33 protein-coding genes are annotated in these 23747 nt (G+C 64.7%); 28 read left to right on the plus strand and 5 right to left on the minus strand.

The window, feature by feature from the left end:
• The first annotated feature begins 8 nt into the window (after positions 1 to 8).
• The 23 genes from NJG22_RS12355 to recX all read left to right on the plus strand — a co-directional run bounded on the left by NJG22_RS12355 (position 9) and on the right by recX (position 16264).
• Complete coding sequence (locus NJG22_RS12355) at positions 9 to 389, plus strand: tail fiber assembly protein (protein WP_253094856.1); 381 nt, start codon at positions 9 to 11, stop codon at positions 387 to 389.
• Positions 390 to 492: 103 nt separating this feature from the next.
• Positions 493 to 819, plus strand: a complete 327-nt coding sequence (locus NJG22_RS12360) for a GPW/gp25 family protein (protein WP_217849460.1) — start codon at positions 493 to 495, stop codon at positions 817 to 819.
• Positions 816 to 1697 (plus strand): baseplate J/gp47 family protein, encoded by an 882-nt coding sequence (locus tag NJG22_RS12365; RefSeq protein ID WP_253094857.1) that lies wholly within the window; start codon positions 816 to 818, stop codon positions 1695 to 1697. Before NJG22_RS12360 ends, NJG22_RS12365 begins: the two co-directional genes overlap by 4 nt.
• Before the next feature lies 1 nt (position 1698).
• The gene (locus tag NJG22_RS12370; RefSeq protein WP_253094859.1) at positions 1699 to 2307 is read left to right on the plus strand and encodes a phage tail protein I; all 609 of its coding nucleotides are present in this window, start codon (positions 1699 to 1701) and stop codon (positions 2305 to 2307) included.
• Entirely contained in the window at positions 2300 to 4012 is a 1713-nt protein-coding gene (locus NJG22_RS12375; RefSeq protein ID WP_253094861.1) for a phage tail protein, read from the plus strand. The genes NJG22_RS12370 and NJG22_RS12375 overlap by 8 nt, the downstream gene beginning before the upstream one ends.
• A 12-nt stretch (positions 4013 to 4024) precedes the next feature.
• A complete protein-coding gene (locus tag NJG22_RS12380) occupies positions 4025 to 4396 on the plus strand; it encodes a hypothetical protein (RefSeq protein ID WP_253094863.1) in 372 nt (123 codons plus the stop codon).
• Positions 4397 to 4486: 90 nt separating this feature from the next.
• Entirely contained in the window at positions 4487 to 4801 is a 315-nt protein-coding gene (locus NJG22_RS12385) for a hypothetical protein (RefSeq protein WP_253094865.1), read from the plus strand.
• Positions 4794 to 5507: a hypothetical protein gene (locus NJG22_RS12390; protein ID WP_253094867.1), complete on the plus strand. Its 714-nt coding sequence runs from the start codon at positions 4794 to 4796 to the stop codon at positions 5505 to 5507. Before NJG22_RS12385 ends, NJG22_RS12390 begins: the two co-directional genes overlap by 8 nt.
• 76 nt (positions 5508 to 5583) lie before the next feature.
• A complete protein-coding gene (locus NJG22_RS12395) occupies positions 5584 to 6750 on the plus strand; it encodes a phage tail sheath family protein (RefSeq protein WP_253094869.1) in 1167 nt (388 codons plus the stop codon).
• Positions 6751 to 6763: 13 nt separating this feature from the next.
• On the plus strand, positions 6764 to 7273 hold the full coding sequence (locus tag NJG22_RS12400; protein ID WP_217849448.1) for a phage major tail tube protein: 510 nt from the start codon (positions 6764 to 6766) through the stop codon (positions 7271 to 7273).
• Positions 7274 to 7285: 12 nt separating this feature from the next.
• Positions 7286 to 7588, plus strand: a complete 303-nt coding sequence (locus NJG22_RS12405) for a phage tail assembly protein (RefSeq protein WP_253094871.1) — start codon at positions 7286 to 7288, stop codon at positions 7586 to 7588.
• 125 nt (positions 7589 to 7713) lie between these two features.
• Complete coding sequence (locus tag NJG22_RS12410) at positions 7714 to 9906, plus strand: hypothetical protein (protein ID WP_253094873.1); 2193 nt, start codon at positions 7714 to 7716, stop codon at positions 9904 to 9906.
• A 9-nt stretch (positions 9907 to 9915) separates the two neighbouring features.
• Complete coding sequence (locus tag NJG22_RS12415) at positions 9916 to 10761, plus strand: phage tail protein (RefSeq protein ID WP_253094875.1); 846 nt, start codon at positions 9916 to 9918, stop codon at positions 10759 to 10761.
• Positions 10736 to 10942, plus strand: coding sequence for a tail protein X (locus NJG22_RS12420; protein WP_253094876.1), 207 nt, complete (start codon positions 10736 to 10738; stop codon positions 10940 to 10942). Before NJG22_RS12415 ends, NJG22_RS12420 begins: the two co-directional genes overlap by 26 nt.
• 39 nt (positions 10943 to 10981) lie before the next feature.
• Positions 10982 to 12016, plus strand: a complete 1035-nt coding sequence (locus tag NJG22_RS12425; protein ID WP_253094878.1) for a contractile injection system protein, VgrG/Pvc8 family — start codon at positions 10982 to 10984, stop codon at positions 12014 to 12016.
• Positions 12017 to 12111: 95 nt separating this feature from the next.
• Positions 12112 to 12516, plus strand: a complete 405-nt coding sequence (locus tag NJG22_RS12430; protein WP_253094879.1) for a hypothetical protein — start codon at positions 12112 to 12114, stop codon at positions 12514 to 12516.
• Between the two features lie 10 nt (positions 12517 to 12526).
• Complete coding sequence (locus tag NJG22_RS12435) at positions 12527 to 12769, plus strand: hypothetical protein (RefSeq protein WP_253094880.1); 243 nt, start codon at positions 12527 to 12529, stop codon at positions 12767 to 12769.
• A gap of 61 nt (positions 12770 to 12830) precedes the next feature.
• Positions 12831 to 13040: a Com family DNA-binding transcriptional regulator gene (locus NJG22_RS12440; RefSeq protein ID WP_217849437.1), complete on the plus strand. Its 210-nt coding sequence runs from the start codon at positions 12831 to 12833 to the stop codon at positions 13038 to 13040.
• Positions 13027 to 13578 carry a glycoside hydrolase family 19 protein gene (locus tag NJG22_RS12445; RefSeq protein WP_253094881.1) on the plus strand — a complete coding sequence of 184 codons (552 nt, stop codon included), beginning with the start codon at positions 13027 to 13029 and terminating at the stop codon, positions 13576 to 13578. Before NJG22_RS12440 ends, NJG22_RS12445 begins: the two co-directional genes overlap by 14 nt.
• 32 nt (positions 13579 to 13610) lie before the next feature.
• The gene (locus NJG22_RS12450) at positions 13611 to 14072 is read left to right on the plus strand and encodes a lysis system i-spanin subunit Rz (RefSeq protein WP_253094974.1); all 462 of its coding nucleotides are present in this window, start codon (positions 13611 to 13613) and stop codon (positions 14070 to 14072) included.
• 59 nt (positions 14073 to 14131) lie between these two features.
• The gene (locus tag NJG22_RS12455; protein WP_253094882.1) at positions 14132 to 14614 is read left to right on the plus strand and encodes a nicotinamide-nucleotide amidohydrolase family protein; all 483 of its coding nucleotides are present in this window, start codon (positions 14132 to 14134) and stop codon (positions 14612 to 14614) included.
• Between the two features lie 103 nt (positions 14615 to 14717).
• Positions 14718 to 15785, plus strand: a complete 1068-nt coding sequence (gene recA / locus NJG22_RS12460) for a recombinase RecA (protein ID WP_217849431.1) — start codon at positions 14718 to 14720, stop codon at positions 15783 to 15785.
• Positions 15786 to 15793: 8 nt separating this feature from the next.
• Positions 15794 to 16264, plus strand: a complete 471-nt coding sequence (gene recX, locus NJG22_RS12465) for a recombination regulator RecX (RefSeq protein WP_253094883.1) — start codon at positions 15794 to 15796, stop codon at positions 16262 to 16264.
• 51 nt (positions 16265 to 16315) lie between these two features.
• Here recX and NJG22_RS12470 read toward each other — a convergent pair whose 3' ends face one another.
• A complete protein-coding gene (locus tag NJG22_RS12470; protein ID WP_253094884.1) occupies positions 16316 to 17434 on the minus strand; it encodes an LOG family protein in 1119 nt (372 codons plus the stop codon).
• 288 nt (positions 17435 to 17722) lie between these two features.
• Here NJG22_RS12470 and NJG22_RS12475 point away from each other — a divergent pair, with 288 nt between their 5' ends.
• A complete protein-coding gene (locus NJG22_RS12475) occupies positions 17723 to 17929 on the plus strand; it encodes a hypothetical protein (protein ID WP_253094885.1) in 207 nt (68 codons plus the stop codon).
• A gap of 2 nt (positions 17930 to 17931) precedes the next feature.
• On the opposite strand, the gene NJG22_RS12480 is transcribed toward NJG22_RS12475, so the two are convergent.
• Positions 17932 to 18351: a quorum-sensing-regulated virulence factor family protein gene (locus NJG22_RS12480; RefSeq protein ID WP_253094887.1), complete on the minus strand. Its 420-nt coding sequence runs from the start codon at positions 18349 to 18351 to the stop codon at positions 17932 to 17934.
• A gap of 213 nt (positions 18352 to 18564) precedes the next feature.
• On the opposite strand from NJG22_RS12480, the gene NJG22_RS12485 reads away from it, so the two are divergent.
• The 3 genes from NJG22_RS12485 (at position 18565) to NJG22_RS12495 (ending at position 20619) form a co-directional block, all read left to right on the plus strand.
• The gene (locus tag NJG22_RS12485; RefSeq protein WP_253094889.1) at positions 18565 to 19275 is read left to right on the plus strand and encodes a tRNA-uridine aminocarboxypropyltransferase; all 711 of its coding nucleotides are present in this window, start codon (positions 18565 to 18567) and stop codon (positions 19273 to 19275) included.
• 248 nt (positions 19276 to 19523) lie between these two features.
• A complete protein-coding gene (gene erdR / locus NJG22_RS12490; RefSeq protein WP_217849421.1) occupies positions 19524 to 20174 on the plus strand; it encodes a response regulator transcription factor ErdR in 651 nt (216 codons plus the stop codon).
• 79 nt (positions 20175 to 20253) lie between these two features.
• Positions 20254 to 20619, plus strand: a complete 366-nt coding sequence (locus NJG22_RS12495) for a diacylglycerol kinase (protein ID WP_134689470.1) — start codon at positions 20254 to 20256, stop codon at positions 20617 to 20619.
• Between the two features lie 3 nt (positions 20620 to 20622).
• Here NJG22_RS12495 and NJG22_RS12500 read toward each other — a convergent pair whose 3' ends face one another.
• Entirely contained in the window at positions 20623 to 21549 is a 927-nt protein-coding gene (locus NJG22_RS12500; protein ID WP_253094891.1) for a LysR family transcriptional regulator, read from the minus strand.
• 120 nt (positions 21550 to 21669) lie between these two features.
• On the opposite strand from NJG22_RS12500, the gene fpr reads away from it, so the two are divergent.
• Positions 21670 to 22449: a ferredoxin-NADP reductase gene (fpr, locus tag NJG22_RS12505; RefSeq protein ID WP_011535180.1), complete on the plus strand. Its 780-nt coding sequence runs from the start codon at positions 21670 to 21672 to the stop codon at positions 22447 to 22449.
• Positions 22450 to 22543: 94 nt separating this feature from the next.
• Here fpr and tsaA read toward each other — a convergent pair whose 3' ends face one another.
• Together tsaA and NJG22_RS12515 are read right to left on the minus strand one after the other, a co-directional pair.
• Positions 22544 to 23236 carry a tRNA (N6-threonylcarbamoyladenosine(37)-N6)-methyltransferase TrmO gene (gene tsaA, locus NJG22_RS12510; protein WP_253094893.1) on the minus strand — a complete coding sequence of 231 codons (693 nt, stop codon included), beginning with the start codon at positions 23234 to 23236 and terminating at the stop codon, positions 22544 to 22546.
• Positions 23237 to 23243: 7 nt separating this feature from the next.
• Positions 23244 to 23705, minus strand: a complete 462-nt coding sequence (locus NJG22_RS12515) for a DUF1456 family protein (RefSeq protein ID WP_253094895.1) — start codon at positions 23703 to 23705, stop codon at positions 23244 to 23246.
• Positions 23706 to 23747 lie beyond the last annotated feature (42 nt).

The raw sequence follows: 23747 nt of genomic DNA on the forward strand, positions 1-23747 counted from the left end.
GGATCTAAATGTTCGATCCGCACATGAAGTATTACCGCGCCGAGCCATGGGATGGCCTGGCGATGATTCATGCCTTCAAGGCCGATGGCACGCAGGATGCGTATATCGACAGCGCCCTGGTTGCGCTGAGCGAAGCCGAAGTCCAGGCGTACTACCAAAGGCTGTTGACGCCCGACCCTGGCAGCGCTGCCCAGGCTGAAGTCGCGCGTCTGCGCAGCCTGGCCGACAGCGCCATCGCCCCGCTGCAAGATGCCGTCGATCTGGATGACGCCAGCGAGGTCGAGACCACCCGCTTGCAAGCCTGGAAGCGCTACCGCATCGCGTTGAACCGTGTGTTCGAGCAGCCAGGCTACCCCGCCGAGATCGACTGGCCAGCGCCGCCGTCCTGACCCTGTCGAGTCGAACCACAAGCCCACGCCCGTGGGCTTTTTCATATCAGGAGAACGTCATGCATATCCGCACACTGGATGAGCATGGGAAAAGAGGTACCCCATGATCGGCCTGGACCGCCGCACCGGTCAGTCCTTATCGGGCGTCGCCCATCTGCGTCAATCCATCGAAGACATCCTCACCACCCCGCTGGGCAGCCGGCGCATGCGCCCGGAGTACGGCAGCCAGTTGCGTCGCTACGTCGACCTGCCGGTCAACGAAGGCTGGAAAAGCGCGGTGCAGGCCGAAGTGGCCCGCGCCCTCGGGCGCTGGGAGCCGCGCCTGCAACTGGAGCGGGTCAAGGTCCTGGCCGTGCTCGACGGCCAGGTCAGCCTGGCCCTGAGCGGCCGCTACCTGGGCGACGACGCCCTGGTGGAGGTGACCGTATGAGCCAGGTCGACCTGTCGAAACTGCCCGCCCCGCAACTGCTCGAAGACCTCGATTTCGAAGTGCTGTACCAGGATGACCTGGCCAGCTTTCGCGCCCAGTTGGGCGACGCCTGGACCGCCAACCTGGAAAGCGACCCGGTCACCAAGCTGCTCGAGGTCGGCGCCTACCGCAAGCTGCTCAACCGGGCGCGCATCAACGACGCCGCCAAGGCCCTGTTGCTGGCCTATGCCCAGGGCAGCGACCTCGACCAGCTGGCGGCCAACGTCAGCCTGCAACGCCTGGTGATCCAGGCGCAGGACCCGACCACGCTGCCACCTACCGAGGCGATCCTTGAATCCGACGGTGCCCTGCGCGAGCGCGTGCAACTGGTCTATGAAGGCCTGACCACCGCCGGCCCGCGCAACAGCTACATCCTCCATGCCCGCAACGCTTCGGGGCGGGTCGCCGACGCGACCGCCGAAAGCCCGTCGCCGGCGGTGGTGGACGTCACCGTGCTGAGCCTGGACAACGATGGCGTGGCCAGCCCCGAGCTGCTGGCCCAGGTCACGGCCTACCTCAACGACGACGATATCCGCCCGGTCGCCGACCGCGTCAATGTGCGCAGCGCCGAGGTGTTGCCCTACCGCGTCGAGGCGGTGCTGCACATGGCCGACAACGGCCCGGAGTACGAGACGGTGCTCAGCGAATGCCGACGCCGTCTGCAGGCCTGGGTCAACCCACGCCGGCGCCTGGGCGTCGAGGTCGCCCGCTCGGGCATCGACGCGCAATTGCACATCGACGGCGTCAGCCGGGTCGAACTGCTCGGCTGGCGCGACATTCGTCCGAGCAAGGCCCAGGCCGCCTGGTGCACCGGCATCGACCTGCAGCGGGGTGAGTGACATGCACAGCCTGTTGCCGCTCAACCGCACGCCGCTGGAGCGGGCCATCGAAGTGGCGGCTGACGAAGACCTCAAGGCCGCCCTGCGCACCCTCTACAACCCCGACACTTGCCCGGCACACCTGCTCTACCAGCTGGCCTGGGCCTGGTCGGTGGACCGCTGGGACGACAGCTGGAGCGAGGCGATCAAGCGCTCGGTGATCCGCTCGGCGTTCTTCGTCCATGCCCACAAAGGCACCCTCGGCGCCTTGCGCCGGGTGGTCGAGCCGTTCGGCTACCTGATCGAGGTGCAGGAGTGGTGGCAGGCCGAGCCTGCCGGGGTGCCGGGGACCTTTGCCCTGAAGGTCGGGGTGACCGACAGCGGCATCAGCGAGCAAACCTACAACGAACTGTCGTCGCTGATCGACGACGCCCGGCCGGTCAGCCGCCACATGACGGGGCTGGCGATCAGCCTCGAAAGCCGTGGCGTCCTCTACTTCGGCTGCACGCAGCAGGACGGCGATGAACTCGACGTCTACCCGCCGGCATCGCCTGACCTGATCGTCAGTGGTGCCATCGGTCGCGGCGGCCGGGAACACACAATCGATACCTTGGACATTGCACATGGTTGACCAGAATTCCCAGTTCTACGCCATCCTCACCAACGTGGGCGCGGCGAAACAGGCCAACGCGGATGCCTTGGGCATCCCGTGGAAAATCACCCAGATGGGCGTGGGCGACGCCAGCGGCGCCGACCCCACCCCCAACGCCACCCAGACCAGCCTGATCAACGAATGGCGCCGGGCGCCGTTGAACCAGCTGAAGGTGGACGACAAGAACAGTGCGATCATCGTCGCCGAGCAGGTCATCCCGGCGGACGTGGGCGGTAAGTGGATCCGCGAGATCGCGTTGTACGACGCCGATGGCGACATGGTTGCCGTGGCTAACTGCGCACCGACCTACAAACCGTTGCTCAGCCAGGGCTCAGGGCGCACCCAGGTGGTGCGCATGAACCTGGTGGTCAGCAGCGCCAGCAACGTGCAGCTGAAGATCGACCCGTCCGTGGTGCTCGCTACCCGTGAGTGGGTGACCGAGGAGCTGGCCCGGCAGGATTTCAAGCATTCGGTGCAGGTGGCGACCACAGCGCCCATCAGTTTGAGCGGGTTGCAAACCATTGATGGCGTTGCAGTGCAAGCCGGCACCCGGGTTTTGGTGAAGGATCAGACGTCTGCCAAGGACAATGGTCTGTATCAGGTGGGCTCAGGCCCATGGGCGCGCAGCCGCGATGCCGATAGCGATGCCAAGGTCACCTCTGGCCTGCTGGTGCTGGTCGAGAAGGGCACGTTCAATGGCGACAGCGCCTGGCAACTGGTCAGCGATGGGCCGACGACCTTGGGAGTCAGTGCCCAGAACTATGAAATGGCCTTCGGCCGTAGCGGTGTATCGGCAGGGACTTACCGCAGTGTCACGGTAGACAAGTATGGGCGAGTGATTGCCGCGACCACTCCGACCACGGTTGCCGGGTACGGTCTGACCGATGTCTACACCCGAGGCCAGGTCGATGCTGCGCTGGCCTTGAAGGCCCCCTTGGACAGCCCGGCGTTGACCGGAACCCCAACGGTTCCTACTGCGGTCTCTGGTAGCAACAGCCAGCAAATTGCCAGTACGGCATTCGTTCAGGCGAGGGGGCAGCAATTCAGTGGTGTCGCGGCATTCAATGCCCCTGGCCCTGTGAGCGGTACGCCGGAACATCTTGGTGGCATCGTGCATTTCTGGGGTACATCCGCGCAGTCGTACTCTGTTCCAAGTGTCGCGTCAGCGGGAGTGGGGCCTGGGGCGTGCGTCAGGATTCACAACTGGGGGACGCACCCCCTGAGTATCGTTCCACAGGGTGCCGACAAGATCCAGGAAACCTTGACGTCCGGCTACTCGAGCGTTGCCCGGGTAATTGCGTCCGATACCTATGTTGACGTGCTGCATATCGGTGGTGGTTTGTGGTCGATGTTTGGACCCGGTGTCGAACCCGTCACGTTGCCTTGGAGCCGCACGTTGGCTACCAACGGGTACTCCCGCATGCCCAACGGCTTGATCTTGCAGTGGGGACGAGGAGTAATCAACGCTTCCACTGGGAGGGCGGCAGTGGTTTTCCCCACCAAATTCCCTAATACGGTGCATTCGATAACCGGCTGTCATTGGGGGGGAGGGGGGGCGATGTTCATTGTCGATGAAAGTGCGACCGTCACGCCCTCGGGATTCACCACCGTGGTCACCGAGAAACCTGGGAGTATTTCCCTGGGAGCCACCTACGGTTTCGCCTGGCAGGCCATCGGCAGCTAAGGAGCGCAAGCAATGCAAGACATTTACTACTCCGCGACCGCAGGCGGCTTCCTGACTGCGGACATTCACGGCTGGCATCTGCCGGATGACGCGATAGAACAGGCAGATTGGACGACGACCTATGCCGAATTGTTGGAGGGGCAGGCGGCAGGCAAGGAAATCATTGCTGATGTGCATGGTTTGCCGGTTCTTCGCACGCCACCGCAGCGTCCCCTGACTACAGAGCAAGTGATGATGCAGCGCAGATTCGCGTATGTGCAGGAGTCCGACCCGCTGAAGAATGAGGCTGATTACAACGCTCTGGTTACCGGGGAACTCCCGGACTACAGCGCCTGGATGGAAAAAGTAGGCGAGATCAGAGCGCGATATCCCTTTCCCGAGTAGGCGGATGGTTGCTGCCTTCGCCAATTGATCATCTGTCTTCAACAGACAACGCCGCGCACCATCGGGCGTTCTTTACAACAGGGAGCAACAATGACGCAGGGATTGCAGGTCAGGGATGCGAACGGCGTCGAGCTGTTCTCCACCTCGTCGTTGCCCTTCCGGGCAATGGGAATGTTCACCACCACCAACGCCAACGGTTCCATCGCTCTGCCGATCGCGGCCAAGGGACAGTTCGCCTACTTTTCAAGGCCCACCATCCTGAATGCCACGCAGATCCCCTTGCATCCCGTGGTCACCTGGAGCAACGGGGTGGCCAGTTGGACCTTCCCCGTTCAGAACATGTGGGCGTCTCGCGACATCATCAGGGTACCAAGCGTTGTGTACTGGGGGGTACAGGATGTTTGATGTCTACCATGACAACGGTACGTTGTCGCTAAGCACTCAAACCTACCCGCTGCGATTGTTCAAAAGTTTTACGATGAATGTCGTGACCAATCGAATGAACCAAGGCGGAGCGGCTTCGTTCTATGTCGACCAGGCGCCTGGCAATCTACTTAATCAACAAGACTGCCTGATCTTCATGCGCCATTCCAAACCTGGGGCGACGACAACGGTGTGGTATGAGGGGCGGCCATCGCAGCCCTATCAGCAGTCGCATCCCTACGGACTACCGCTGTGGATCGCCTCGGATGTGCCCGGTACCGTACAGGTTTATGTATGCAAATTGATGAGCGCGGCACAGGCCCCTGCGGTCAATTTTGGCATCGAGCTTTACGACGACAAGGGATTGAGAACGTTCTCCTCGGCTACGCACCTGGTCGGCCTGCAACGGATGATTAATCCCGCGCTCACCACCAGTGGCACCCTGGCTACCAGCACCATGGCCTGGGGCAGCAGCATGGAGGCGTTCTACCGGTATTTTGACAATCCGTTTTTGATGACCTGGAACCAGGGTGTGGCCTTCACGGGAGCGGCATTCACCTGCTACGCGTTGGGTTACGTCCACCACGGCGGACCTGCGTTCTGCTACAGGAAAGTGCTTGATCCAAGCATTCCGGTCGTTCCCGTTTTGTTCATTGAAACGGCCAACCTGCCCATTCCCTACAACTGACGCGGCGCCTACAACGCCAGCATCTTCCCGGCCCCGCTTTCGCGGGGCCTTTATTTTTCATCTGGAGCAAACCTACATGAGTGGATTCTTCCACGGCGTCACCGTGACCAACGTCGACAGCGGCGCGCGCAGCATCGCGCTGCCGTCGTCCTCGATCATCGGCCTGGTCGACACCTTCAGCGAAGGCCCGGGCGCCAGCGCCAAGGCCAATGACCTGGTGCTGATCACCAGCGAGCGCGAAGCGGTCGCGGCGTTCGGCCAGGACGCGGCGATCACCCAGGCCTGCCGCGCCATCTACAGCCGCGCCAAGGCGGTCATCGTCGCCTGCGGCGTGGCCAAGCTCGAGGACGCCGCCGAGCAGACCTCGGCGATCATCGGCAACGTGCTGGCCGACGGCAAGCGCACCGGCCTGCAGGCGCTGCTCGACGGCAAGAGCCGTTTCAACGCCCAGCCACGCCTGCTGGTCGCCCCCAAGCACAGCGCCACCCCAGCCGTCGGCACCGCCCTGGTGGCCCTGGCCGACAAGCTGCGCGCCATCGCCATCATCGACGGCCCCAACAGCACCGACGAAGCGGCCATCGCCTACGCCAAGAACTTCGGCGCCAAGCGCGCCTTCCTGGTCGACCCGGGCGTGCGCTACTGGGACAACGCCGCAGAGGCCACCGTCGACGCGCCGGGGTCGGCCTGGGTCGCCGGCCTGTTCGCCTTCACCGACCGCGAGTACGGCTTCTGGGCCTCGCCTTCGAACAAGGAGTTCGTCGGCATCACCGGCACCAGCCGCGCGGTGGAGTTCCTCGATGGCGACGACAGCTGCCGCGCCAACCTGCTGAACAACGCCAACATCGCCACCATCATCCGTGACGACGGCTTCCGCCTGTGGGGCAACCGCACCCTGTCCAGCGACCCGAAATGGGCCTTCGTCACCCGCGTGCGGACCATGGACATCGTCATGGACGCGATTCTCTACGGCCACAAGTGGGCGGTCGACCGTTCCATCACCGCCACCTACGTCAAGGACGTCACCGAAGGCTTGCAGGCCTTCATGCGCGACCTGAAGAACCAGGGCGCGATCATCAACTTCGAGGTGTTCGCCGACCCGGAGCTGAACACCGCCAGCCAGCTGGAGCAGGGCAAGGTGTACTGGAACATCCGCTTCACCGACGTACCGCCTGCCGAAAACCCCAATTTCCGCGTCGAAGTCACCAACCAGTGGCTGACCGAAGTCCTCGATTCCGCCGCTTAAGGAGCGCACCTACATGGCAATGATTCCCGAAACCCTGGCCAACCTGAACCTGTTCGTCGATGGCGTCAGCTTCCAGGGCGACGTGCCCAGCCTGACCCTGCCCAAGCTCACCCTGAAGACCGAGGAGTACCGCCCCGGCGGCATGGACATGCCGGTCGAGCTGGACCAGGGCATGGAAAAACAGGAAGCCGCCTTCACCACCACCGGCGTGCGCCGCGAGTCGCTGAAGTTCTTCGGCCTGGCCGACGGCACCGGCTTCAACGGTACCTTCCGCGGCGCCTTCAAGGGCCTCAAGGGCAAGATCAACCCGGTGATCGTCACCCTGCGCGGCGCGCTGAAGGAAGTCGACATGGGCGACTGGAAGTCCGGTGACAAGGCCGAGATCAAGCACAGCGTCGCCGTCACCTACTACAAGCTCGAGGTCGATGGCCGCCTGGTCTACGAAATCGATGCCCTGGGCATGAAGCGGGTGATCGACGGTGTCGACCAACTGGCTGCCCAGCGCGCGGCACTGGGGCTTTAAGGAGAACCGATCATGGCTCAAGCGAAAAAACAGCCGCAATGGCTGGCCCTGGAGGCCGAGCGGGTGACCGTGCGCCTGTCGCGCCCCAGCGAGGCCAATGGCGTGCAGGTCGACAGCCTGTCGCTGCGCGCACCGACCGTGCGCGATATCCGCCAGGCCCAGGCCGGCGGCGCCGGCAACGACGAGCAGCGTGAGCTGAACCTGTTCGCCTCGCTGGCCGAGGTGGGCGTCAAGGACCTCGAAGGCCTGGCCCTGAAGGACTACAGCCGCCTGCAGGCTGGCTATTTTCGCCTGGTGCAGGACGACGAGCTTTGACCCTGCCCGGCAGAAGGCCGCCGCCCGGCGGCTGGCCAGGGAGCTGAACTTTTCCGCCAGCGAAATCATGAGCATGTCGTTCAGCGAGATGCTCTGGTGGCTGGCGGAATGACAAGGAGGAACGCATGGCCAACACACAGGTGTTCACCCTCGGGCTCGGCATCAGTGCCGACCAGCCGCTGGGCGCCACGTTCGATACGCTCCGCCAGCGCATCGGGCGCCTGCGCAAGGAAGCGGACGGCACTCGCCTGGGGCGGCTCATCGGTGAGGTGCTCCGCCTGGGCCTGGAGCTGGACAAGGTGGGGCACGTCGGCAGGGAGCTGGCTGACAAGCAGGCAGGGGGGCACGAGGCGCAAGTCGAGCGCTTGCGCGACGAAGGCGCGCGTGTCGTTCAGTTGCAGCAGGCTTATGGGCAGCTGGGCCGGGCTATCGCCGGCTTGCCGCTGCTCAGGCCCGTCGAAGCGCGACCGCCACCCCTGCGGTTGTCGGCAGCGCACGGCAAGGCGCCGGCCGAGGTAGCGGCCAAACCGCCGACCCCGGCCAGCCCCACGGCCACGCCCCGTAGCGCTGGCGAGAAAACCAGAATCGTCATGGCTGGCCTGGGTGGGCTTACCGCTGGTGGGATCGCGGCCTACAAGGCCAGCCGCCGTCTGAGCCCTGAAGAGCGGCAGCGGGCGGTCAAGGCGGTCAGGGGCAAGGTCAGGATGGGCGCGGCCACGGCAGCGCTCAAAACTGGCGAGGCCTTGGTGACCGGCGAGGATGGCCGGGCGAAGGCCAAAGGCGTCGGTGCGGCTGTCGGCGAACTGGCCGGCAACCTGCTCGGCGCGGCCCTTGGCGCGGCGAAGGGGGGCGCCCGCGGTAGTCAGCGGGGGGAGGACTACGCCAGCCTGTTTGGCGGCTATCTGGGTGAAAAACTCGGGGGGCGCGCTGGCGAGGGGCTGTACGACTTCTTCACCGATAGCAGCGACGACAAGGGCAGAACGCCCGCGGCCTCTTCGGCAAGTGCCCAGGCTGGAGCGGCCGCGCCTGCGTCGTCGCTCCAGTTGGCAGGGCCCCAGGTCGACCTGTTCGAGGCTCAGGTCGACGCTGGGGCGCTACCGGCCCTTGGCAGTGCCTTGGGCGAACTCGAGCTCGGTGCCTCGCGTGCGGGGCAACGCCTGCTTGCGCTGGGTGCACCGGCCCCTGCCGCCACAGCGCCTGTGCAGACGCCGGCTAGCACGGTGTTGCAGGCCTTGGCGGATAAACCCAAGGCTGATCCGTCTGCCGCGCCAGGCACCGCCCCCGTGGCGAGTTCCGATGCGCCCAAGGGGGTATTCGCCAAGATGGGCGGCGCGGTCAAATCCCTCGGTAAACCGGCTGTGCTGGGGGCCGTGGGCAAAGGCCTGGAGACCTTCACCAGCGACAAGTCCGACAGCGACAAGGCCGAGGGCTACGGCAGTGCCGTGGGTGGCCTGGTCGGTACGCTGGTTGGCGGTGCGCTGGGCTCGGTGGTACCTGGCCTGGGCACGGTGGTCGGCTCCACGGTCGGTGGCATGCTGGGCGAGGCGGTGGGGGGCTGGGTCGGCAAGACCTGGTTCGGCGGTGACCAGCAGGCTGCCCCGGCTGCCAAGCCTGCGAGCGCGAGCAAGATTGATACGGCGAGCGGGCCCGCCAAGGAGGGCGCGCAACCTGCGCAAGCCCCAGCCGCTGCAACATCTGCGGTGGAACCCAGGGGCGTTGGCGCGGCGATGAAGGTACTGGCCAAGCCCGCGGTTCTCAAAGCCACCCAGCAAGGCTTGACGACCTTCACCAGCGACAAGCCCGCTGGCGAAAAGGCCGAAGGCTACGGCAGTGCCGTCGGTGGGCTGGTCGGCACACTGGTTGGCGGGGCGATTGGTTCGGTGGTGCCGGTGCTCGGCACCACCTTCGGCGCCGCGCTTGGCGGGATGGTCGGCGACCAGCTCGGCGGTTGGCTTGGCAAGACCTGGTTTGCCGGCAAGGAGCAGCCTGCCCAAGTGGGCACGGCAGCCAAGGCTGGTGTCGCCACGCCTGCGCAGGCAAAGGCCGAGCCTGGCGATGTGCTGCGCTCGATCAGCAGCCCGGCGCCCACCGCGCCGGCTGCGCCTGCCGGCATATCGACCCCGCCCGCCACGCCACCGGCACCGGTCTACAACCAGCAATTCACCTTCACCTCGAACATGCCGGTCACCGTCAGCAACAGCCTCGACGATCCGGGTACGCTCGCGCAACTGGAGGCCATCGCCCGGCGCCAGTTGGAGGAGTTGATGCGCCAGGCCCGTTCGGTGCAGTTGGCCGACACCCCACACATTGCACTTTAAGGAGCAAGCATGACCTATCTGGAGCAGCTGCAAGCCACGCTGCACGCCCTGGTCAAGGCGGGCGAAGCAGGGCGTCGGCGTGCCGACGCCATGCTCGAGCCGATGAACGAGGCGATCGGCCACGTGCAGGGCGCGGTGGCCGAGCTGGAGGGCCTGCCTGTGGTCGGCCCGCTCATCGGCGCCAAACTACAGCGCACCATGCGGGCGATTGCCTCGGCCCAGGCGCGGGTTGCCAAGGTGCTTTCCAAGTACGACCAGGCGCTCGGCGTGGTGCGCCAGGTGCGTGAGCGCATCGACGCCGTTGCCGGGCACGTGGCCAAGGCCGGTGCGGCGATCCGCCGGGTGGCGGGGGAGGTGCGCTCGGCCGTCAATGGCGTGCTGTCGACCCTGGGCTTCGCGCCCGAGGCGACCCCCGCACCCGAAGCGGTCAAGCCGTTTCCCCACCTGCTGGTGCTGCAGCCGCTCAAGGCCGGCAGCGCGCCGTACTACTTCAACCTCGACACCGCCGCCTTCGACCAACTGCGTCGGCAGACGCGTTTTCGTTGGGCCGGGCAGGAGCGCCTGAGCCGTGAAAACGCTCAACAGGCGGTCAGCCTGGGCGAGGAGAGCATCACCTTGCGTGGTGCGATCTTCCCCGGTTTCAAGGGCGGTATCGGTCAGTTGCAGACCCTGCGCAGCATCGGCCGGCAGTTGCTGCCGTTGTCCTTGACCACAGGTTACGGCGAGGTGCTCGGCACCTGGTGCCTGACCAGCATCGAGGAAGAGCAAAGCATGCTGCTGGCCGGCGGCATCCCTCGCAAACAAGGTTTCTCACTGGAGTTCGTCAGCTATGGCCCGGATCTGCACAACGTCTGAGGGCGATCTGCTCGACACCCTCTGCCAGCACTACTACGGGCATCTGGGCGGCACGCTCGAAGCGCTGCTGGCTGCCAACCAGGGCCTGGCGGACGAGGCCCAGCCGTTTCGCGCCGGGGTGAGGATCGTTTTGCCGGAGCTGTCCGTGGCGACAAGCAGCAGCCTGCAGTTGTGGGATTGATCACGCCCTCCCTTCACATCCATGCCCTGAGGCCTGACCATGCAGCCCCAATTTCGCATCACCGCGGACGGCCACGACATCACCACGTTGATCAACGACCGTCTGTTGCTGCTGCGCACCACCGATAAACCCGGCCTGGAGTCGGACGAATTCGAACTACGCCTCGATGCCCGCGACGGTGCCTTGGCGCTGCCGGCGCGCGGCGCAGCGCTCGAGGTGCACCTGGGATACGCCGGTCAACCCTTGAGCCGCCTGGGTCGCTATACCGTGGACGAGGTGGAGCTGTCCGGCCCGCCCGACACCCTGGTGATTCGCGGCAAGGCCAGCGACCTGCGCGGCAGTGGCAAGAGCATCCGCAGCGGGAGCTGGGAGCAGGTGACGCTGCAACGCATCGTCGCCGAGATCGCCGCCCGCAACGGCTGGCAGGCGGTGTGCCCGGTGACTGCGCAGATCCCGCGGGTCGACCAGTACAGCGAGTCGGACTTCAACTTCGTCACCCGCCTGGCGCGCCTGCACGATTGCACCGCCAAGCTGGCCAACGGCCAACTGCTGGTGCTGCCGCGCCAGGGCGGGCTGAGCGCCAGTGGCAAGCCCCTGGGCGTGGTGAGCATCGCCCGCAGCGATGTCAGCCAGTGGCAGTTCCGCCTGGCCGACAAGAGCACCCACAAGGCGGTCAGGGCTCGCCACCAGGACAGCGCCAGTGGGCGCCTGCAAACGGTGGAGCTGGAAAACCGCGACGCCCCGAGCGGCCTGCAGCCGGTGTACACCGACCGCCACCTGTACCCCAGTCGCGCCGCCGCCGAACAGGCCGCCAAAGCGCGCCTGGCCAGTTTCAACCGCGATACCGCCAGCGTGCGCCTGGACCTGCCCGGGCGTACCGACCTGTTCGCCGAGCGCAGTATCGAGGTGAGCGGTTTTCTCCCTGGGCTCGATGGCACCTACCTGGTCGAGTCGGTGGAGCAGGTGTTCACCAGCAGTGGCTGGCGCACCACCTTGCAATGCAACGGCGGCCGCGAGGGCAAGGCCCGCGCCAAGGGCGCCGCCGCGCGCCGCACGGGGTTGTGCAAGGCCTGAGGCGCTCCGGGAGAGCGTTTCCCGGTGCCTGTCGGTGAACGCCACTTCTATAGTCGTCGCTCAATCGACGAGCCCGACCCTGGAGGGCAGAAAGGATGTCTGCAGTACTCGCTTACCGTGATATTTGCGTGATCGACAACGCGATCAGTGCCGAGGAGCAACGCCAGCTTGGCGAGTTGCTCAGTGGGGCAATTTGGCAATACGGCTGGTCGCAGTCCTACGGCCCCCTCGAGCGCCCTTGCTGGCACAGTTTCATTGCCGGGACCCGGCGCGATGAAGGCGAGGATTGCGAGGCAGAATTGCGTGCCCGTCCGCGCTGGGGCGTTCTTGCCGAATGCTGGGCGCGTATCAAGGCGGCTCACATGCCACACGCCACGCTGCTTGGGGTGTATGCGAACGGGCAGGCCATTGGACAAAACGGTCCGATCCATCGTGATAACACCCCGCAGGAGCCTGGACGCACGTCACCAGGAGGTTTTCAGCTACCGCGAGGGGTATGAGGGCGCAGGCTTGCGCATCGCGAAGAAGGTGATGCTGACGGTCGAAGTAGGGGCTGAGCACAGCATGGTTCGCGAGGTGGTCGCCTTGGATGGCAAGGTCCTTTTTGACGAGCGGCTCTATTGGAAGGTCGTTAGCTGGCACAACCGGCACTCGGATTTCATGACCGGGTTTGGAGTCTTTCTGGGTCTGGTAGGCGCGAGCCTGATGCTGTGGTCCGCCTGGGGCGATCGTCATGTGCTGCTCTTGCGCTGAATCGCGTTCATTTTTCCGCATGCCGGGAGTTCCTGGCCGCTTCACCACCAGGACTATCTTCATGTTCATCGACTTACGCTGCGGCCAGTGCCACAAGCTGTTGGCCCGTATTACCCCGGTTTCCGAGCTCCAGATCAAGTGCGGCCGTTGCCGCACCTTGAACCATGTGAAAGCCACGCGCTTCGAGCCATCGCCTGTGAGCGAACCTCCGGCGGCCTGCGCCGCCCTTCGATCAGACAGCCATGGAGAATGTATCGATGCCGCTCACTGAACAGCAGCTTCGCCAGATCTACCCACTCGCCGGCCAGCGCGCCGCGACTTTCCTGCCAGCGCTCAACACGGCGATGGCCAATTGGGAAATCGACCATCCCAAGCGCATCGCTGCTTTCCTGGCCCAGGTCGGCCATGAGTCCGGCCAACTGCGCTACGTCAAGGAGCTGGGCAGCGACCAGTACCTGGCGCGCTACGACACCGGCAGCCTGGCCCTGCGCCTGGGCAACACGCCGCAGGCCGATGGCGACGGCCAGCTGTACTGCGGCCGTGGCCTGATCCAGTTGACCGGGCGCAACAACTACCAGGCGTGCAGCCGCGCGCTGTTCGGTGACGAGCGCCTGCTGGCGCAGCCGCAGATGCTTGAGCAACCCCGCTGGGCCTGCGAGTCGGCAGCCTGGTTCTGGCATTCGCGCGGGCTCAATGCCCTGGCCGACCAGGGCGAGTTCAATCGCATCACCCGGCATATCAATGGTGGTCTCAATGGCCTGAGCGAACGCACGGCACTGTGGGCACGGGCCCGCGAGGTGCTGTGTTGAGCCGCTGGCAGGCGGCGCTGTGCTTGCTGCTGATGGCAATGAGCGCCGCCGCGGCCTGGCAGGCCCAGGGCTGGCGCCATGGGCGCCAGCTGGCGGTGCAGGAGCAGGCGCTGGTGCAGCAGCGCCTGGACCAGGCCAAGGCCTTGTACGCGCTGCTGCTGGCCGAACGCGAGCAACGCCAGGGCCTCGAACAACGCCTGCGCGACAGTGAATCGAAACATTACCAGGAACTCACCGATGCCCAACACGCTCAAGCACGCCTGCGCGATCGCCTTGCTACTGCCGATCTGCGCCTGTCGGTCCTGGTCGAACGCGACGCCAGTGGCGCCGCAGTGCCTGCCGCCGCCGGCACCGGCAGCGTGGATCATGGCCCCGTACGCGCCCGACTTGACCCGGCGCATGCTCGACGAATTATCAGCATCACCGACGACGGCGACCGTGGATTGATCGCGTTGCGGGCCTGCCAGGAGTACGTGCGTAGCCTGGCCCATTGAGCACTTGCCAGCCCACTGGGGAATGGTAGGGTAGGGCGCTGTCTTGCCAGGAGCTCGCCATGGACCCGATCACCGTACTTTCCACGCGCCTGGGCGAACACCTGCGGCGTTTCAACGCCCAGGTGAGCACCGCCGAATCCTGCACCGGCGGCGGCATCGCCGAGGCCATCACCCGTATTCCCGGCAGCTCGGCCTGGTTCGAGGCCGGCTATGTCACCTATTCCAATGCCCAGAAGACCCGCCAGCTTGGCGTCCCCGAGCCCTTGTTCGCCCAGGTTGGCGCGGTTAGCCAGGAGGTGGTCGAGGCCATGGTCCGTGGCGCCCAGGCCGCCAGCGGGGCGCGCTTTGCCGTGGCGGTGAGCGGCGTGGCCGGGCCGGATGGCGGCTCGCCGGCCAAACCGGTGGGCACGGTGTGGCTGGCCTGGGCCGACGGCAATCACGTGAGCAGCGAGCGGCGCCACTTCGACGGCGACCGCGAGGCGGTGCGCCGACAGACGGTGATCGCCGCGTTAGACGGCTTGTTACAGCTTGGCGCGGAGTAATTCACTCGACGGGGGTTTGCGGAAACGAATCCCTGTGGAATAATACTGGCTACTTATACAGTTGTTCCGGCCCCAGGGCCAAGTCGATCACGTGAGGATTTCAATGGACGACAACAAGAAGCGCGCCTTGGCTGCGGCCCTGGGTCAAATCGAACGCCAATTCGGCAAGGGCGCGGTCATGCGCATGGGCGACCACGAGCGCCAGGCCATCCCTGCCATCTCCACCGGTTCCCTGGGCCTGGACATCGCCCTGGGTATTGGCGGCCTGCCGAAGGGCCGTATCGTCGAGATCTATGGCCCGGAATCCTCGGGTAAAACCACGCTGACCCTCTCGGTCATCGCCGAAGCCCAGAAGAACGGCGCCACCTGCGCCTTCGTCGACGCCGAACACGCCCTCGACCCCGAATACGCCGGCAAGCTGGGTGTCAACGTCGACGACCTGCTGGTCTCGCAGCCGGATACCGGCGAACAGGCCCTGGAAATCACCGACATGCTGGTGCGTTCCAACGCGGTCGACGTGATCATCGTCGACTCCGTGGCAGCCCTGGTACCCAAGGCCGAGATCGAAGGCGAGATGGGCGACATGCACGTTGGCCTGCAGGCCCGCCTGATGTCCCAGGCGCTGCGCAAGATCACCGGTAACATCAAGAACGCCAACTGCCTGGTCATCTTCATCAACCAGATCCGTATGAAGATCGGCGTGATGTTCGGCAGCCCGGAAACCACCACCGGTGGTAACGCCCTGAAGTTCTACGCCTCGGTGCGCCTGGACATCCGCCGTACCGGCGCGGTCAAGGAAGGCGACGAGGTGGTCGGCAGCGAAACCCGCGTCAAGATCGTCAAGAACAAGGTCTCGCCGCCGTTCCGTCAGGCTGAGTTCCAGATCCTGTACGGCAAGGGTATCTACCGCAACGGCGAAATCATCGACCTGGGCGTTTCCCAGGGCCTGGTGGAAAAATCCGGTGCCTGGTACAGCTACCAGGGCAACAAGATCGGCCAGGGCAAGGCCAACGCTGCCAAGTACCTGCAAGAGAACCCGGCCATCGGCACCGAGATCGAGAAGCAGATCCGCGAGAAGCTGCTGACCTCGGGTGCCGTGGCTGCTGCTGCCAAGGCTGCTGCTGCCGAGGCCGATGCCGACGACCTGGCCGACGCCGACGCCGGTTACTGATTGACCCCATGTCCGTCGTACTCGACACCCCCGTCGCCGTTCGGCGGACAGCCATGGACCTGCTCGCGCGCCGCGAGCATGGTCGCGTCGAACTGACACGCAAACTGCGTCAGCGTGGCGCGCCGGATGAGCTGATCGAGCCCGCGCTCGATCGGCTTGCCGAAGAAGGACTGCTCAGTGAGGCCCGTTATCTCGAAAGCTTCATCCGTTACCGCTCCAACGCCGGTTACGGCCCTGCGCGTATTCGCGAGGAGCTTGGCCAGCGGGGCTTGAACCGTGGCGACATTGACCAGGCCCTGCGCGACAGCGAGGTGGACTGGGCGGCGCAGTTACGGGATGTCTGGCAGCGCAAGTTTGCCGGGCAGCGGCCTCAAGACCCGCGTAGCCGGGCACAGCAAACGCGATTTCTCGCCTACCGTGGATTTGCCATGGACATGATCGGCCGGCTGCTCAGCGGGCGCGATCTCGACGATTACTAAAGGCCTATGGGCTGGCTCGAGCACGAGCCAGCCCATAGGCCTTGTTGCGTTTCAGCTCACGCGCAAGGCATCCCGGGCGCGCTGGGTGGTACGCATGGGCTGGGGCTTGGCCCAGTTTTCCGACAGGTTGATGAAGTCCACCAGTTCTCGCAGGCGCCCTTGGTCGCGGCCATTGAAGGCGAACGTCAGGCGTGTCAGGTGGCTGAAGTCGCCTTGCTCGTGCTCGGCGCCGCTGTCGGGCTGCTGGTGGTACCTGCCGCTCAGGCGCAAGTCGGCAAAGCCTTCCTCCACGTCATGCAAGGCGGCTTCACTGAGTGGGTGATGCATGCGGATCACGAACTGGTTCTTCAGCCAGCGGCTGGAGTGGTAGTTGCTATAGAACTGGTTGATTTCCTCCACCGCCTCGTCGGCACTGTGCACCAGGCGCACCAGTTTCAGGTCACTGGGCAGGATGTAGCGGTTTTCCTCGAGCTGGCGGCTGATGAAATCCAGCGCGTCGCGCCAGAAGCTGCCGCCGGGCGAGTCGAGCAGCACCACTGGCACCAGCGGGCTCTTGCCGGTCTGGATCAGGGTCAGCACCTCCAAGGCCTCGTCGAGGGTGCCGAAACCACCCGGGCACAGCACCAGCGCGTCGGCCTCCTTGACGAAGAACAGCTTGCGAATGAAGAAGAAGTGGAACGGCAGCAGCTTGTCGGTGCCATCCACCGTGGCATTGGCGTGTTGCTCGAAGGGCAGGGTGATGTTGAAGCCCAGGCTATGGTCGCTGCCCGCGCCCTCATGGGCAGCGGCCATGATGCCGCCGCCGGCGCCGGTGATGACCATCAGCTCCGAGCGGGCCAGGGTAGCCCCCAGCTCCCGGGCCAGGGCATACATCGGGTGCTCCAGCGGGGTGCGCGCCGAGCCGAACACGGTGACCTTGCGTCGCCCCTTGTAGCGCTCCAGGATGCGGAACGCATGGTCCAGTTCACGCAGTGCCTGCAGGGTGATCTTGGCGTTCCAGCGGTTGCGGTCGTCGTGCGCCATGCGCAGGACGGTCAGCATCATGTCGCGGTACAGGGGCAGGTTAGGGCTGTTCGGTGCGACCAGTTGCAGTTGCTGGTCGATATGCGCCAGGTCGATGCCATGATCATGGAAGTGGTTGAACAACAGCTCGTTCGGTTGGTAAGGCATTCAACGTCTCCTTCTGCAGCAAAACCTCTGACCGGGTCGATGGCAGGTCCCGGCCGCGACACTGCGTGTGTCGCTGGCTGCTGTGGCTCGAGTGTACGCCCCGAGCGTTGCAGTAGGCCTTCAAGGCCATGTTGCAGTGGCAGTTCCATCGCGTTGTCGTTGTTATGGACACTCGTTATCAATCTAGACGCTGGCGCGGCTTCGTGCCGCCTGTCAGATCGGATCCAGCCTTTGCGCGGCTTTGGTTTACTGGAGGCGACCAGGCGCACGGTGCAGGGAGGTGGCGGTATGCATCGATTGGTGCTGGAGGTGGATGGGCAGCTGTTGCAGCTGCTCGAACGAGAGGCGCAGGCCCATTGCCTGAGCCTGGAGGATGAATGCCTACGCCGCCTGCAAGGCCACGAGCGGCATTCGCGCTACTTGCAGGCCTTGCTGGCCGAGCTACGCGCCGAAGATGAGCAACGGCGCGCCAGTGACGACGACCAGGTGGCCTGAAATCACTTCTTCTTGTTGCCGGCCATGCAGCTGGCGGCGTCGAAGGCCTGGTCCATGACCGGTTGGTTGGTCTTGTAGACGCTGAAGCGGTAGACCATCACGGCGCCCTTGGACATCAGCTGGCGATAACCATTGTTGCGGCACACGCTGTCGCCCAGCTGGCTGCGCACCTGCGCGGGGTTGGCCTGCATGCGCGCGGCATGCTCCTGGCGCACGCTCAGGTGGTTGATCAGGGCCTTGCCTTCGACGGTATAGCCTTGGTCAAGGATGTCTTCGTTGATGGCCCGGGGGGTGCCGACGCTGCTTTCCTTGGCGACCTTCTGCAGCATCTGGGTCAGCTCGTACTCCTGCTTGGAGGCGGCCTGGGCGGCCAGGGGCAGGGCGAGCAGCAGGCTCAGGGTCGGGGCGATAAAACGCAGCATGAATCTCTCCTGGTTCGATGACTGGCGCTTTGACCGGCGCCGGCGGGCGGCGTTCCATGAAACCGCAGGGTTTCCAGGCCGCCAGGGCCTGGGATTATAAAGGAGCCATTGGCCAGGCTGCACGGCAAATGACGCATGCTCTGGTAGACTGCGCCTTTGTTTTCACCGAGTTATCGCCGTGCCCCGCCCATCTTCCTTGCAAGGCCTGCTGCCATGAGCCACGCGGTAGCACGCTTGCGCGCCGAACGCCTGGCCCGCAGCAACAAGCCATTCATTGCCCGTGGCTCGCGCGCCGAGCGTTGCCCGGATTGCCGAGTGATCGCCAGCCATTGCCTGTGCGCCTGGAAACCCAAGGTCCAGGCCGAGGCCGGCGTGTGCCTGTTGATGCATGACACCGAGCCGTTGAAGCCGACCAACACCGGCTGGCTGATTGCCGACCTGATCGAGGACACCTCGGCCTTCGGCTGGCTGCGTACCGCGGTGGACGAGCGTCTGCTGGCGCTGCTCGACGACCCGCAGTGGCAACCCTTCATCGTCTTTCCCGGCGAATTCGTCGCCCAGGAGCGGGTGGTCAGCGAGGTGACGCGCGAGCCGGGCAAGCGCCCGCTGTTCATCCTGCTCGATGCCACCTGGACCGAGGCGCGCAAGATGTTCCGCAAGAGCCCGTACCTGGACCGTTTTCCGGTGCTGAGCCTGCAGGCCGAGCAGATGTCGCGCTATCGCCTGCGCCGCTCCAAGCGCGATGACCACTTCTGCACCGCCGAGGTGGCCGCCATGTGCCTGGACTTGGCCGGCGACAGCCAGGCCTCCCAGGCGTTGGACGCCTACCTGGATGTGTTCAGCCTGCACTACCTCAGCGGCAAACGGCGCCTGGCCCTGGATGCGCAGGATGAAGTGCATCAGCGTTTGCATACCTTCCTATAGTCCAAGGGGCAGGCCCGGCGGTTTGGTTCATACTGTCGGGGCTGGCAGCCAGGGTGGGCGGAGTCGACCGGCTTGACCACCCGGTTCGTGCTCGGCATCCTTGGCGCCGCTTCAGGCACGACGAAGCTGCTATTACCTCGGACTTCGCCGTGCCCTCCCGGCCGGCGGCCCTGCCGTTCGCGCCATGAGTTGCCTGCCAGGCGCGCCCGTACCCCAAGCGCCCGGCACAGAACAGGATCCATAGATCGATGGCCACATACGAAATCCTGATTGCCGATGACCACCCGCTGTTTCGCAGTGCCCTGCGCCAGGCCGTTACCCTCGGCCTGGGCCCGGACGTGCGCCTGGTGGAAGTGGCGAGCATCGCCGAACTGGAAGCCAGTCTCGCTGAAAAGGCCGACTGGGACCTGGTCCTGCTGGACCTGAACATGCCAGGTGCCTACGGCTTCTCCGGCCTGGTCCTGTTGCGCGGCCAGTATCCGCAGATCCCGGTGGTGATGGTGTCGGCGCAGGAGGAAGCATCGGTGGTGGTGAAATCCCGCGAATTCGGCGCCAGCGGCTTCATTCCCAAGTCCAGCGAGCTGAGCAAAATTCAGGAAGCGGTGCGCAACGTACTCGACGGTGACGTCTGGTGGCCGCCCCAGGCGTTCGAGAAAGTCGACGTGTCGGCCGAGGCCAAGGCCGCCAGCGAAGGGCTGGCCAGCCTCACCCCGCAACAGTTCCGCGTGCTGACCATGGTCTGCGAGGGCTTGTTGAACAAGCAGATCGCCTACGAGCTGAGCGTCTCGGAAGCGACCATCAAGGCCCATGTGACGGCGATCTTCCGCAAGCTGGGCGTGCGCACCCGCACCCAGGCGGCGCTGCTGTTGCAACAACTCGAATCGGTTTCGGCCTCCTGAGGGCCGCAGCTTCACGCTTTTTTGACCCCGACTGGTCTAGTCTGCTGGCCTTTTTATCGGTGAAGTGACACACACACGCATGTCGCCATTCAAAGGCCAGACCGGCCTCAAACGTATCGTCAATGCCGCGGGCTACTCGTTCGACGGCCTGCGCACCGCCTTCAAGGGCGAGGCGGCTTTCCGCCAGCTGGTGCTGCTCAATGTGCTGCTGATCCCGATCGCGTTCTGGTTGCCGGTCAGTCGCGGCGAGCGGGCGATCCTGATCGCCGTGTGCCTGCTGGGGCTGATCGTCGAACTGCTCAACTCGGCGGTGGAGGCGGCCATCGACCGTATCTCCCTGGACCGCCACCCGCTGTCGAAGAACGCCAAGGACATGGGCAGCGCCGCGCAGTTGGTGGCAATGACCATGGTCGCGCTGGTCTGGGGCGTGATCCTGCTCGGCTGAGCTTCAGGCGATTGGCGGCAGGACGATTTCGTCGCTGCGGCGCACGCCCGCGGTGAAGCTGCGGCACAACTCGAGAAACTCGCGCATGGCCGAGGTCTGGTACTTCTGTTTGTGCCAGATGAAGTAGAACTGCCGCGACAGGTCCAGTGCCGGGGTTTCCACCGCCACCAAGCTGCCGCGACGAAATGCGTCGCGCAATGCCAGGCGCGAGATGCAGCCGATACCCAGGCCTGATTCCACGGCGCGCTTGATCGCCTCGGTGTGCTCCAGCTCCAGGCGGATGTTCAAGTTGGCGCGGTGATGACGCATGGCCTGGTCGAAGGTCAGGCGCGTGCCCGAACCTTGTTCACGCAGGATCCACGCCTCATGGGCCAATTGCTCGATGCTGGCATGGCCAACCTTGGCCAGCGGATGTTGCGGCGCGCAGAACACCACCAGTTCGTCCTCCACCCAGGGCTGCACTTCCAGGTCGGGGTGGTTGCAGTCACCCTCGATTAGACCCAGGTCAATTTCGTAATGGGCGACTTGTTGCACGATATGCGCAGTATTTTGTACATGCAGTTTCACCTGGCTCTCCGGGTGCACCTGCATGAAGCTGCCGATCAGCAAGGTGGCCAGGTAGTTGCCGATGGTCAGGGTGGCGCCGACGGCCAGCGAGCCGAAACCGGACTTGCCGTTGAGCAGATCCTCGATTTCCTTGGCCTGGTCGAGCAGGGCGACGGCTTGCGGCAGCAGTTGATGCCCCAGGGCGTTGAGGCTCAAGCGCTTGCCGGCGCGGTCGAACAGCTGGCAGCTGGACTGGCGCTCAAGTTCGGTGATCGAGGTGCTGGCGGCCGATTGCGACAAGGCCAGCACGCCAGCGGCCCGCGACACACTCTGGTGCTGGGCGACAGCGACGAAGACCTGGAGCTGACGAAGTGTAAATCGCATATCTATATAACCGATAACACATATCTTGATAATTCAGTTAACAGATATTGTCGCTGCCCCTAAACTATCGCGCAACTGCGCGTCTTGCGCGCGCCGCGTTTTCCTTCAGGAGCCCCATCGATGAGCAACATGAACCACGAACGTGTCCTCAGTGTGCACCACTGGAACGACACCCTGTTCAGCTTCAAGTGCACCCGTGACCCGGGCCTGCGCTTCGAGAACGGTCAGTTCGTGATGATCGGCCTGCAGCAGGATAGCGGCCGCCCGCTCATGCGCGCCTACTCCATCGCTTCGCCAAACTGGGAAGAGCACCTGGAGTTCTTCAGCATCAAGGTGCCGGACGGTCCGCTGACCTCGCAGCTGCAGCACCTGAAGGAAGGCGATGAGATCATCATCAGCAAGAAGCCTACCGGCACCCTGGTACTCGACGACCTCAACCCAGGCAAGCACCTCTACCTGCTGAGCACCGGCACCGGCCTGGCGCCGTTCATGAGCGTGATCCAGGACCCGGAAACCTACGAGCGTTTCGAGAAGGTGATCCTGGTCCACGGCGTGCGCTACGTCAACGAAGTGGCCTACCGCGAGTTCATCACCGAGCACCTGCCGCAGAACGAGTTCTTCGGCGAGTCCGTGCGTGACAAGCTGATCTACTACCCCACCGTGACCCGCGAGCCGTTCGAGAACCAGGGCCGGCTGACCGACCTGATGCGCAGCGGCAAGCTGTTCAGCGACATCGGCCTGCCACCGATCAACCCGCAGGACGACCGCGCGATGATCTGCGGCAGCCCGAGCATGCTCGACGAGACCAGCGAAGTGCTGGACAGCTTCGGCCTGAAGATTTCCCCGCGCATGCGCGAGCCGGGTGACTACCTGATCGAGCGTGCGTTCGTCGAGAAGTAAGGCGAGCGGCAGAAATGAAAAACGCAGGCCTGGCCTGCGTTTTTTTATGCCCGCACAACAGCTTCGCCGCGAGAGCGCCCGTATCGACAGCGGATCATTCCGGTGTCACCTCCAGCACCCGGATCACATCCGGCTGCGGATAATGCCAGCGCACCTGCACATCCCAGAACCTCACCCCATACACCCGCTCGGGCGGTGGGACCTGGTAGGCCGGGCGGGGATCCTGGGCCAGGCACTGCTCGATCAGCTCGACCAGCGGTTCGCCCAGGCGCAGCGCATGTTCGCGTGCCTGGGGCAGGGCGCTGTCGCTCCAGTCGACGGCAATCGCCGCAGGTGCGTCACTGGCCATCCGGTTGACTGCCCCGCTGACACTATCGGCATAGGGCACATAGGGCTTGATATCCAGCACCGGCGTGCCATCGAGCAGATCGATACCCGACAGCAGCAGGCGCCCGGGCTCCACGCCTTCGAGGCGTACCACCGACTGGCCGATGCCATTGGGGCGGTGGGTCGCGCGGGTGGCGAACACGCCCATGCTCTTGTTGCCACCCAGGCGCGGCGGGCGCACCTTGAGCCGTGGCTTGTCTTCCAGCGCCTGGTGGAACAGGAACACCAGCCAGACGTGGCTGACCTGTTGCAGCCCTTCGACGGCATCGCCCTGGTCGAAGGGCGGCAGCAGTTCCAGCACGCCCCGGGCGGCGGGCGCCAGCTGTGGCTGGCGCGGAATGGCGAACTTCTCCTTGAAGCAGGAGCGCAGGATGCCGACTGGCGAGACCGTGTGTTGCATCACTGGCTCAGCCGCGCACGCGCAGGGTGAGGCCCTTGAGGAAGTTGCGCAGCAACTGGTCGCCGCACGGGCGGTAGTTGTCGTGGCCAACCTTGCGGAACAGCGCGCTGAGCTCTGGCTTGGAAACCGGGAAGTTGACGGCCTTGAGCACCGCGTGCAGGTCGTCTTCCTTGAGCTCGAAGGCCACCCGCAGCTTCTTGAGGATGGTGTTGTTGGTCACCGGTAGCTCGATCGGTTGCGCTGGACGGCTGTCGTCGCGGCCACGGCGGTGGATCACCAGGCCGTCGAGGAAGTGTGCCATGACCTTCTCCGGGCATTGCACGAAACCGGGTTCCTCTTCTTTCTTCACGTAGGCGGCGATGGCCTCGGCGCTGACTTGCAGGCCGCTGAGGCCGGTGATCTCGGCCATTTTCTGGTCGTTGGCCTTGAGCATGTAGCGCAGGCTGCGCAGTACATCGTTGTGGTTCATTGCAGCGAATCCTGTTCAGGTGCCATGGCAGTCATTGCCTGG

Source organism: Pseudomonas sp. VA159-2, from assembly GCF_024126635.1.
In the GTDB taxonomy this organism is placed as follows: domain Bacteria; phylum Pseudomonadota; class Gammaproteobacteria; order Pseudomonadales; family Pseudomonadaceae; genus Aquipseudomonas; species Aquipseudomonas muyukensis.

Coding starts and splice junctions, on each gene's coding strand:
- NJG22_RS12355 (WP_253094856.1), top strand. CDS start 9: ATGTTCGATCCGCACATGAAGTATTACCGCGCCGAGCCATGGGATGGC.
- NJG22_RS12360 (WP_217849460.1), top strand. CDS start 493: ATGATCGGCCTGGACCGCCGCACCGGTCAGTCCTTATCGGGCGTCGCC.
- NJG22_RS12365 (WP_253094857.1), top strand. CDS start 816: ATGAGCCAGGTCGACCTGTCGAAACTGCCCGCCCCGCAACTGCTCGAA.
- NJG22_RS12370 (WP_253094859.1), top strand. CDS start 1,699: ATGCACAGCCTGTTGCCGCTCAACCGCACGCCGCTGGAGCGGGCCATC.
- NJG22_RS12375 (WP_253094861.1), top strand. CDS start 2,300: ATGGTTGACCAGAATTCCCAGTTCTACGCCATCCTCACCAACGTGGGC.
- NJG22_RS12380 (WP_253094863.1), top strand. CDS start 4,025: ATGCAAGACATTTACTACTCCGCGACCGCAGGCGGCTTCCTGACTGCG.
- NJG22_RS12385 (WP_253094865.1), top strand. CDS start 4,487: ATGACGCAGGGATTGCAGGTCAGGGATGCGAACGGCGTCGAGCTGTTC.
- NJG22_RS12390 (WP_253094867.1), top strand. CDS start 4,794: ATGTTTGATGTCTACCATGACAACGGTACGTTGTCGCTAAGCACTCAA.
- NJG22_RS12395 (WP_253094869.1), top strand. CDS start 5,584: ATGAGTGGATTCTTCCACGGCGTCACCGTGACCAACGTCGACAGCGGC.
- NJG22_RS12400 (WP_217849448.1), top strand. CDS start 6,764: ATGGCAATGATTCCCGAAACCCTGGCCAACCTGAACCTGTTCGTCGAT.
- NJG22_RS12405 (WP_253094871.1), top strand. CDS start 7,286: ATGGCTCAAGCGAAAAAACAGCCGCAATGGCTGGCCCTGGAGGCCGAG.
- NJG22_RS12410 (WP_253094873.1), top strand. CDS start 7,714: ATGGCCAACACACAGGTGTTCACCCTCGGGCTCGGCATCAGTGCCGAC.
- NJG22_RS12415 (WP_253094875.1), top strand. CDS start 9,916: ATGACCTATCTGGAGCAGCTGCAAGCCACGCTGCACGCCCTGGTCAAG.
- NJG22_RS12420 (WP_253094876.1), top strand. CDS start 10,736: ATGGCCCGGATCTGCACAACGTCTGAGGGCGATCTGCTCGACACCCTC.
- NJG22_RS12425 (WP_253094878.1), top strand. CDS start 10,982: ATGCAGCCCCAATTTCGCATCACCGCGGACGGCCACGACATCACCACG.
- NJG22_RS12430 (WP_253094879.1), top strand. CDS start 12,112: ATGTCTGCAGTACTCGCTTACCGTGATATTTGCGTGATCGACAACGCG.
- NJG22_RS12440 (WP_217849437.1), top strand. CDS start 12,831: ATGTTCATCGACTTACGCTGCGGCCAGTGCCACAAGCTGTTGGCCCGT.
- NJG22_RS12445 (WP_253094881.1), top strand. CDS start 13,027: ATGCCGCTCACTGAACAGCAGCTTCGCCAGATCTACCCACTCGCCGGC.
- NJG22_RS12450 (WP_253094974.1), top strand. CDS start 13,611: ATGGCAATGAGCGCCGCCGCGGCCTGGCAGGCCCAGGGCTGGCGCCAT.
- NJG22_RS12455 (WP_253094882.1), top strand. CDS start 14,132: ATGGACCCGATCACCGTACTTTCCACGCGCCTGGGCGAACACCTGCGG.
- recA (WP_217849431.1), top strand. CDS start 14,718: ATGGACGACAACAAGAAGCGCGCCTTGGCTGCGGCCCTGGGTCAAATC.
- recX (WP_253094883.1), top strand. CDS start 15,794: ATGTCCGTCGTACTCGACACCCCCGTCGCCGTTCGGCGGACAGCCATG.
- NJG22_RS12470 (WP_253094884.1), bottom strand. CDS start 17,434: ATGCCTTACCAACCGAACGAGCTGTTGTTCAACCACTTCCATGATCAT.
- NJG22_RS12475 (WP_253094885.1), top strand. CDS start 17,723: ATGCATCGATTGGTGCTGGAGGTGGATGGGCAGCTGTTGCAGCTGCTC.
- NJG22_RS12480 (WP_253094887.1), bottom strand. CDS start 18,351: ATGCTGCGTTTTATCGCCCCGACCCTGAGCCTGCTGCTCGCCCTGCCC.
- NJG22_RS12485 (WP_253094889.1), top strand. CDS start 18,565: ATGAGCCACGCGGTAGCACGCTTGCGCGCCGAACGCCTGGCCCGCAGC.
- erdR (WP_217849421.1), top strand. CDS start 19,524: ATGGCCACATACGAAATCCTGATTGCCGATGACCACCCGCTGTTTCGC.
- NJG22_RS12495 (WP_134689470.1), top strand. CDS start 20,254: ATGTCGCCATTCAAAGGCCAGACCGGCCTCAAACGTATCGTCAATGCC.
- NJG22_RS12500 (WP_253094891.1), bottom strand. CDS start 21,549: ATGCGATTTACACTTCGTCAGCTCCAGGTCTTCGTCGCTGTCGCCCAG.
- fpr (WP_011535180.1), top strand. CDS start 21,670: ATGAGCAACATGAACCACGAACGTGTCCTCAGTGTGCACCACTGGAAC.
- tsaA (WP_253094893.1), bottom strand. CDS start 23,236: ATGCAACACACGGTCTCGCCAGTCGGCATCCTGCGCTCCTGCTTCAAG.
- NJG22_RS12515 (WP_253094895.1), bottom strand. CDS start 23,705: ATGAACCACAACGATGTACTGCGCAGCCTGCGCTACATGCTCAAGGCC.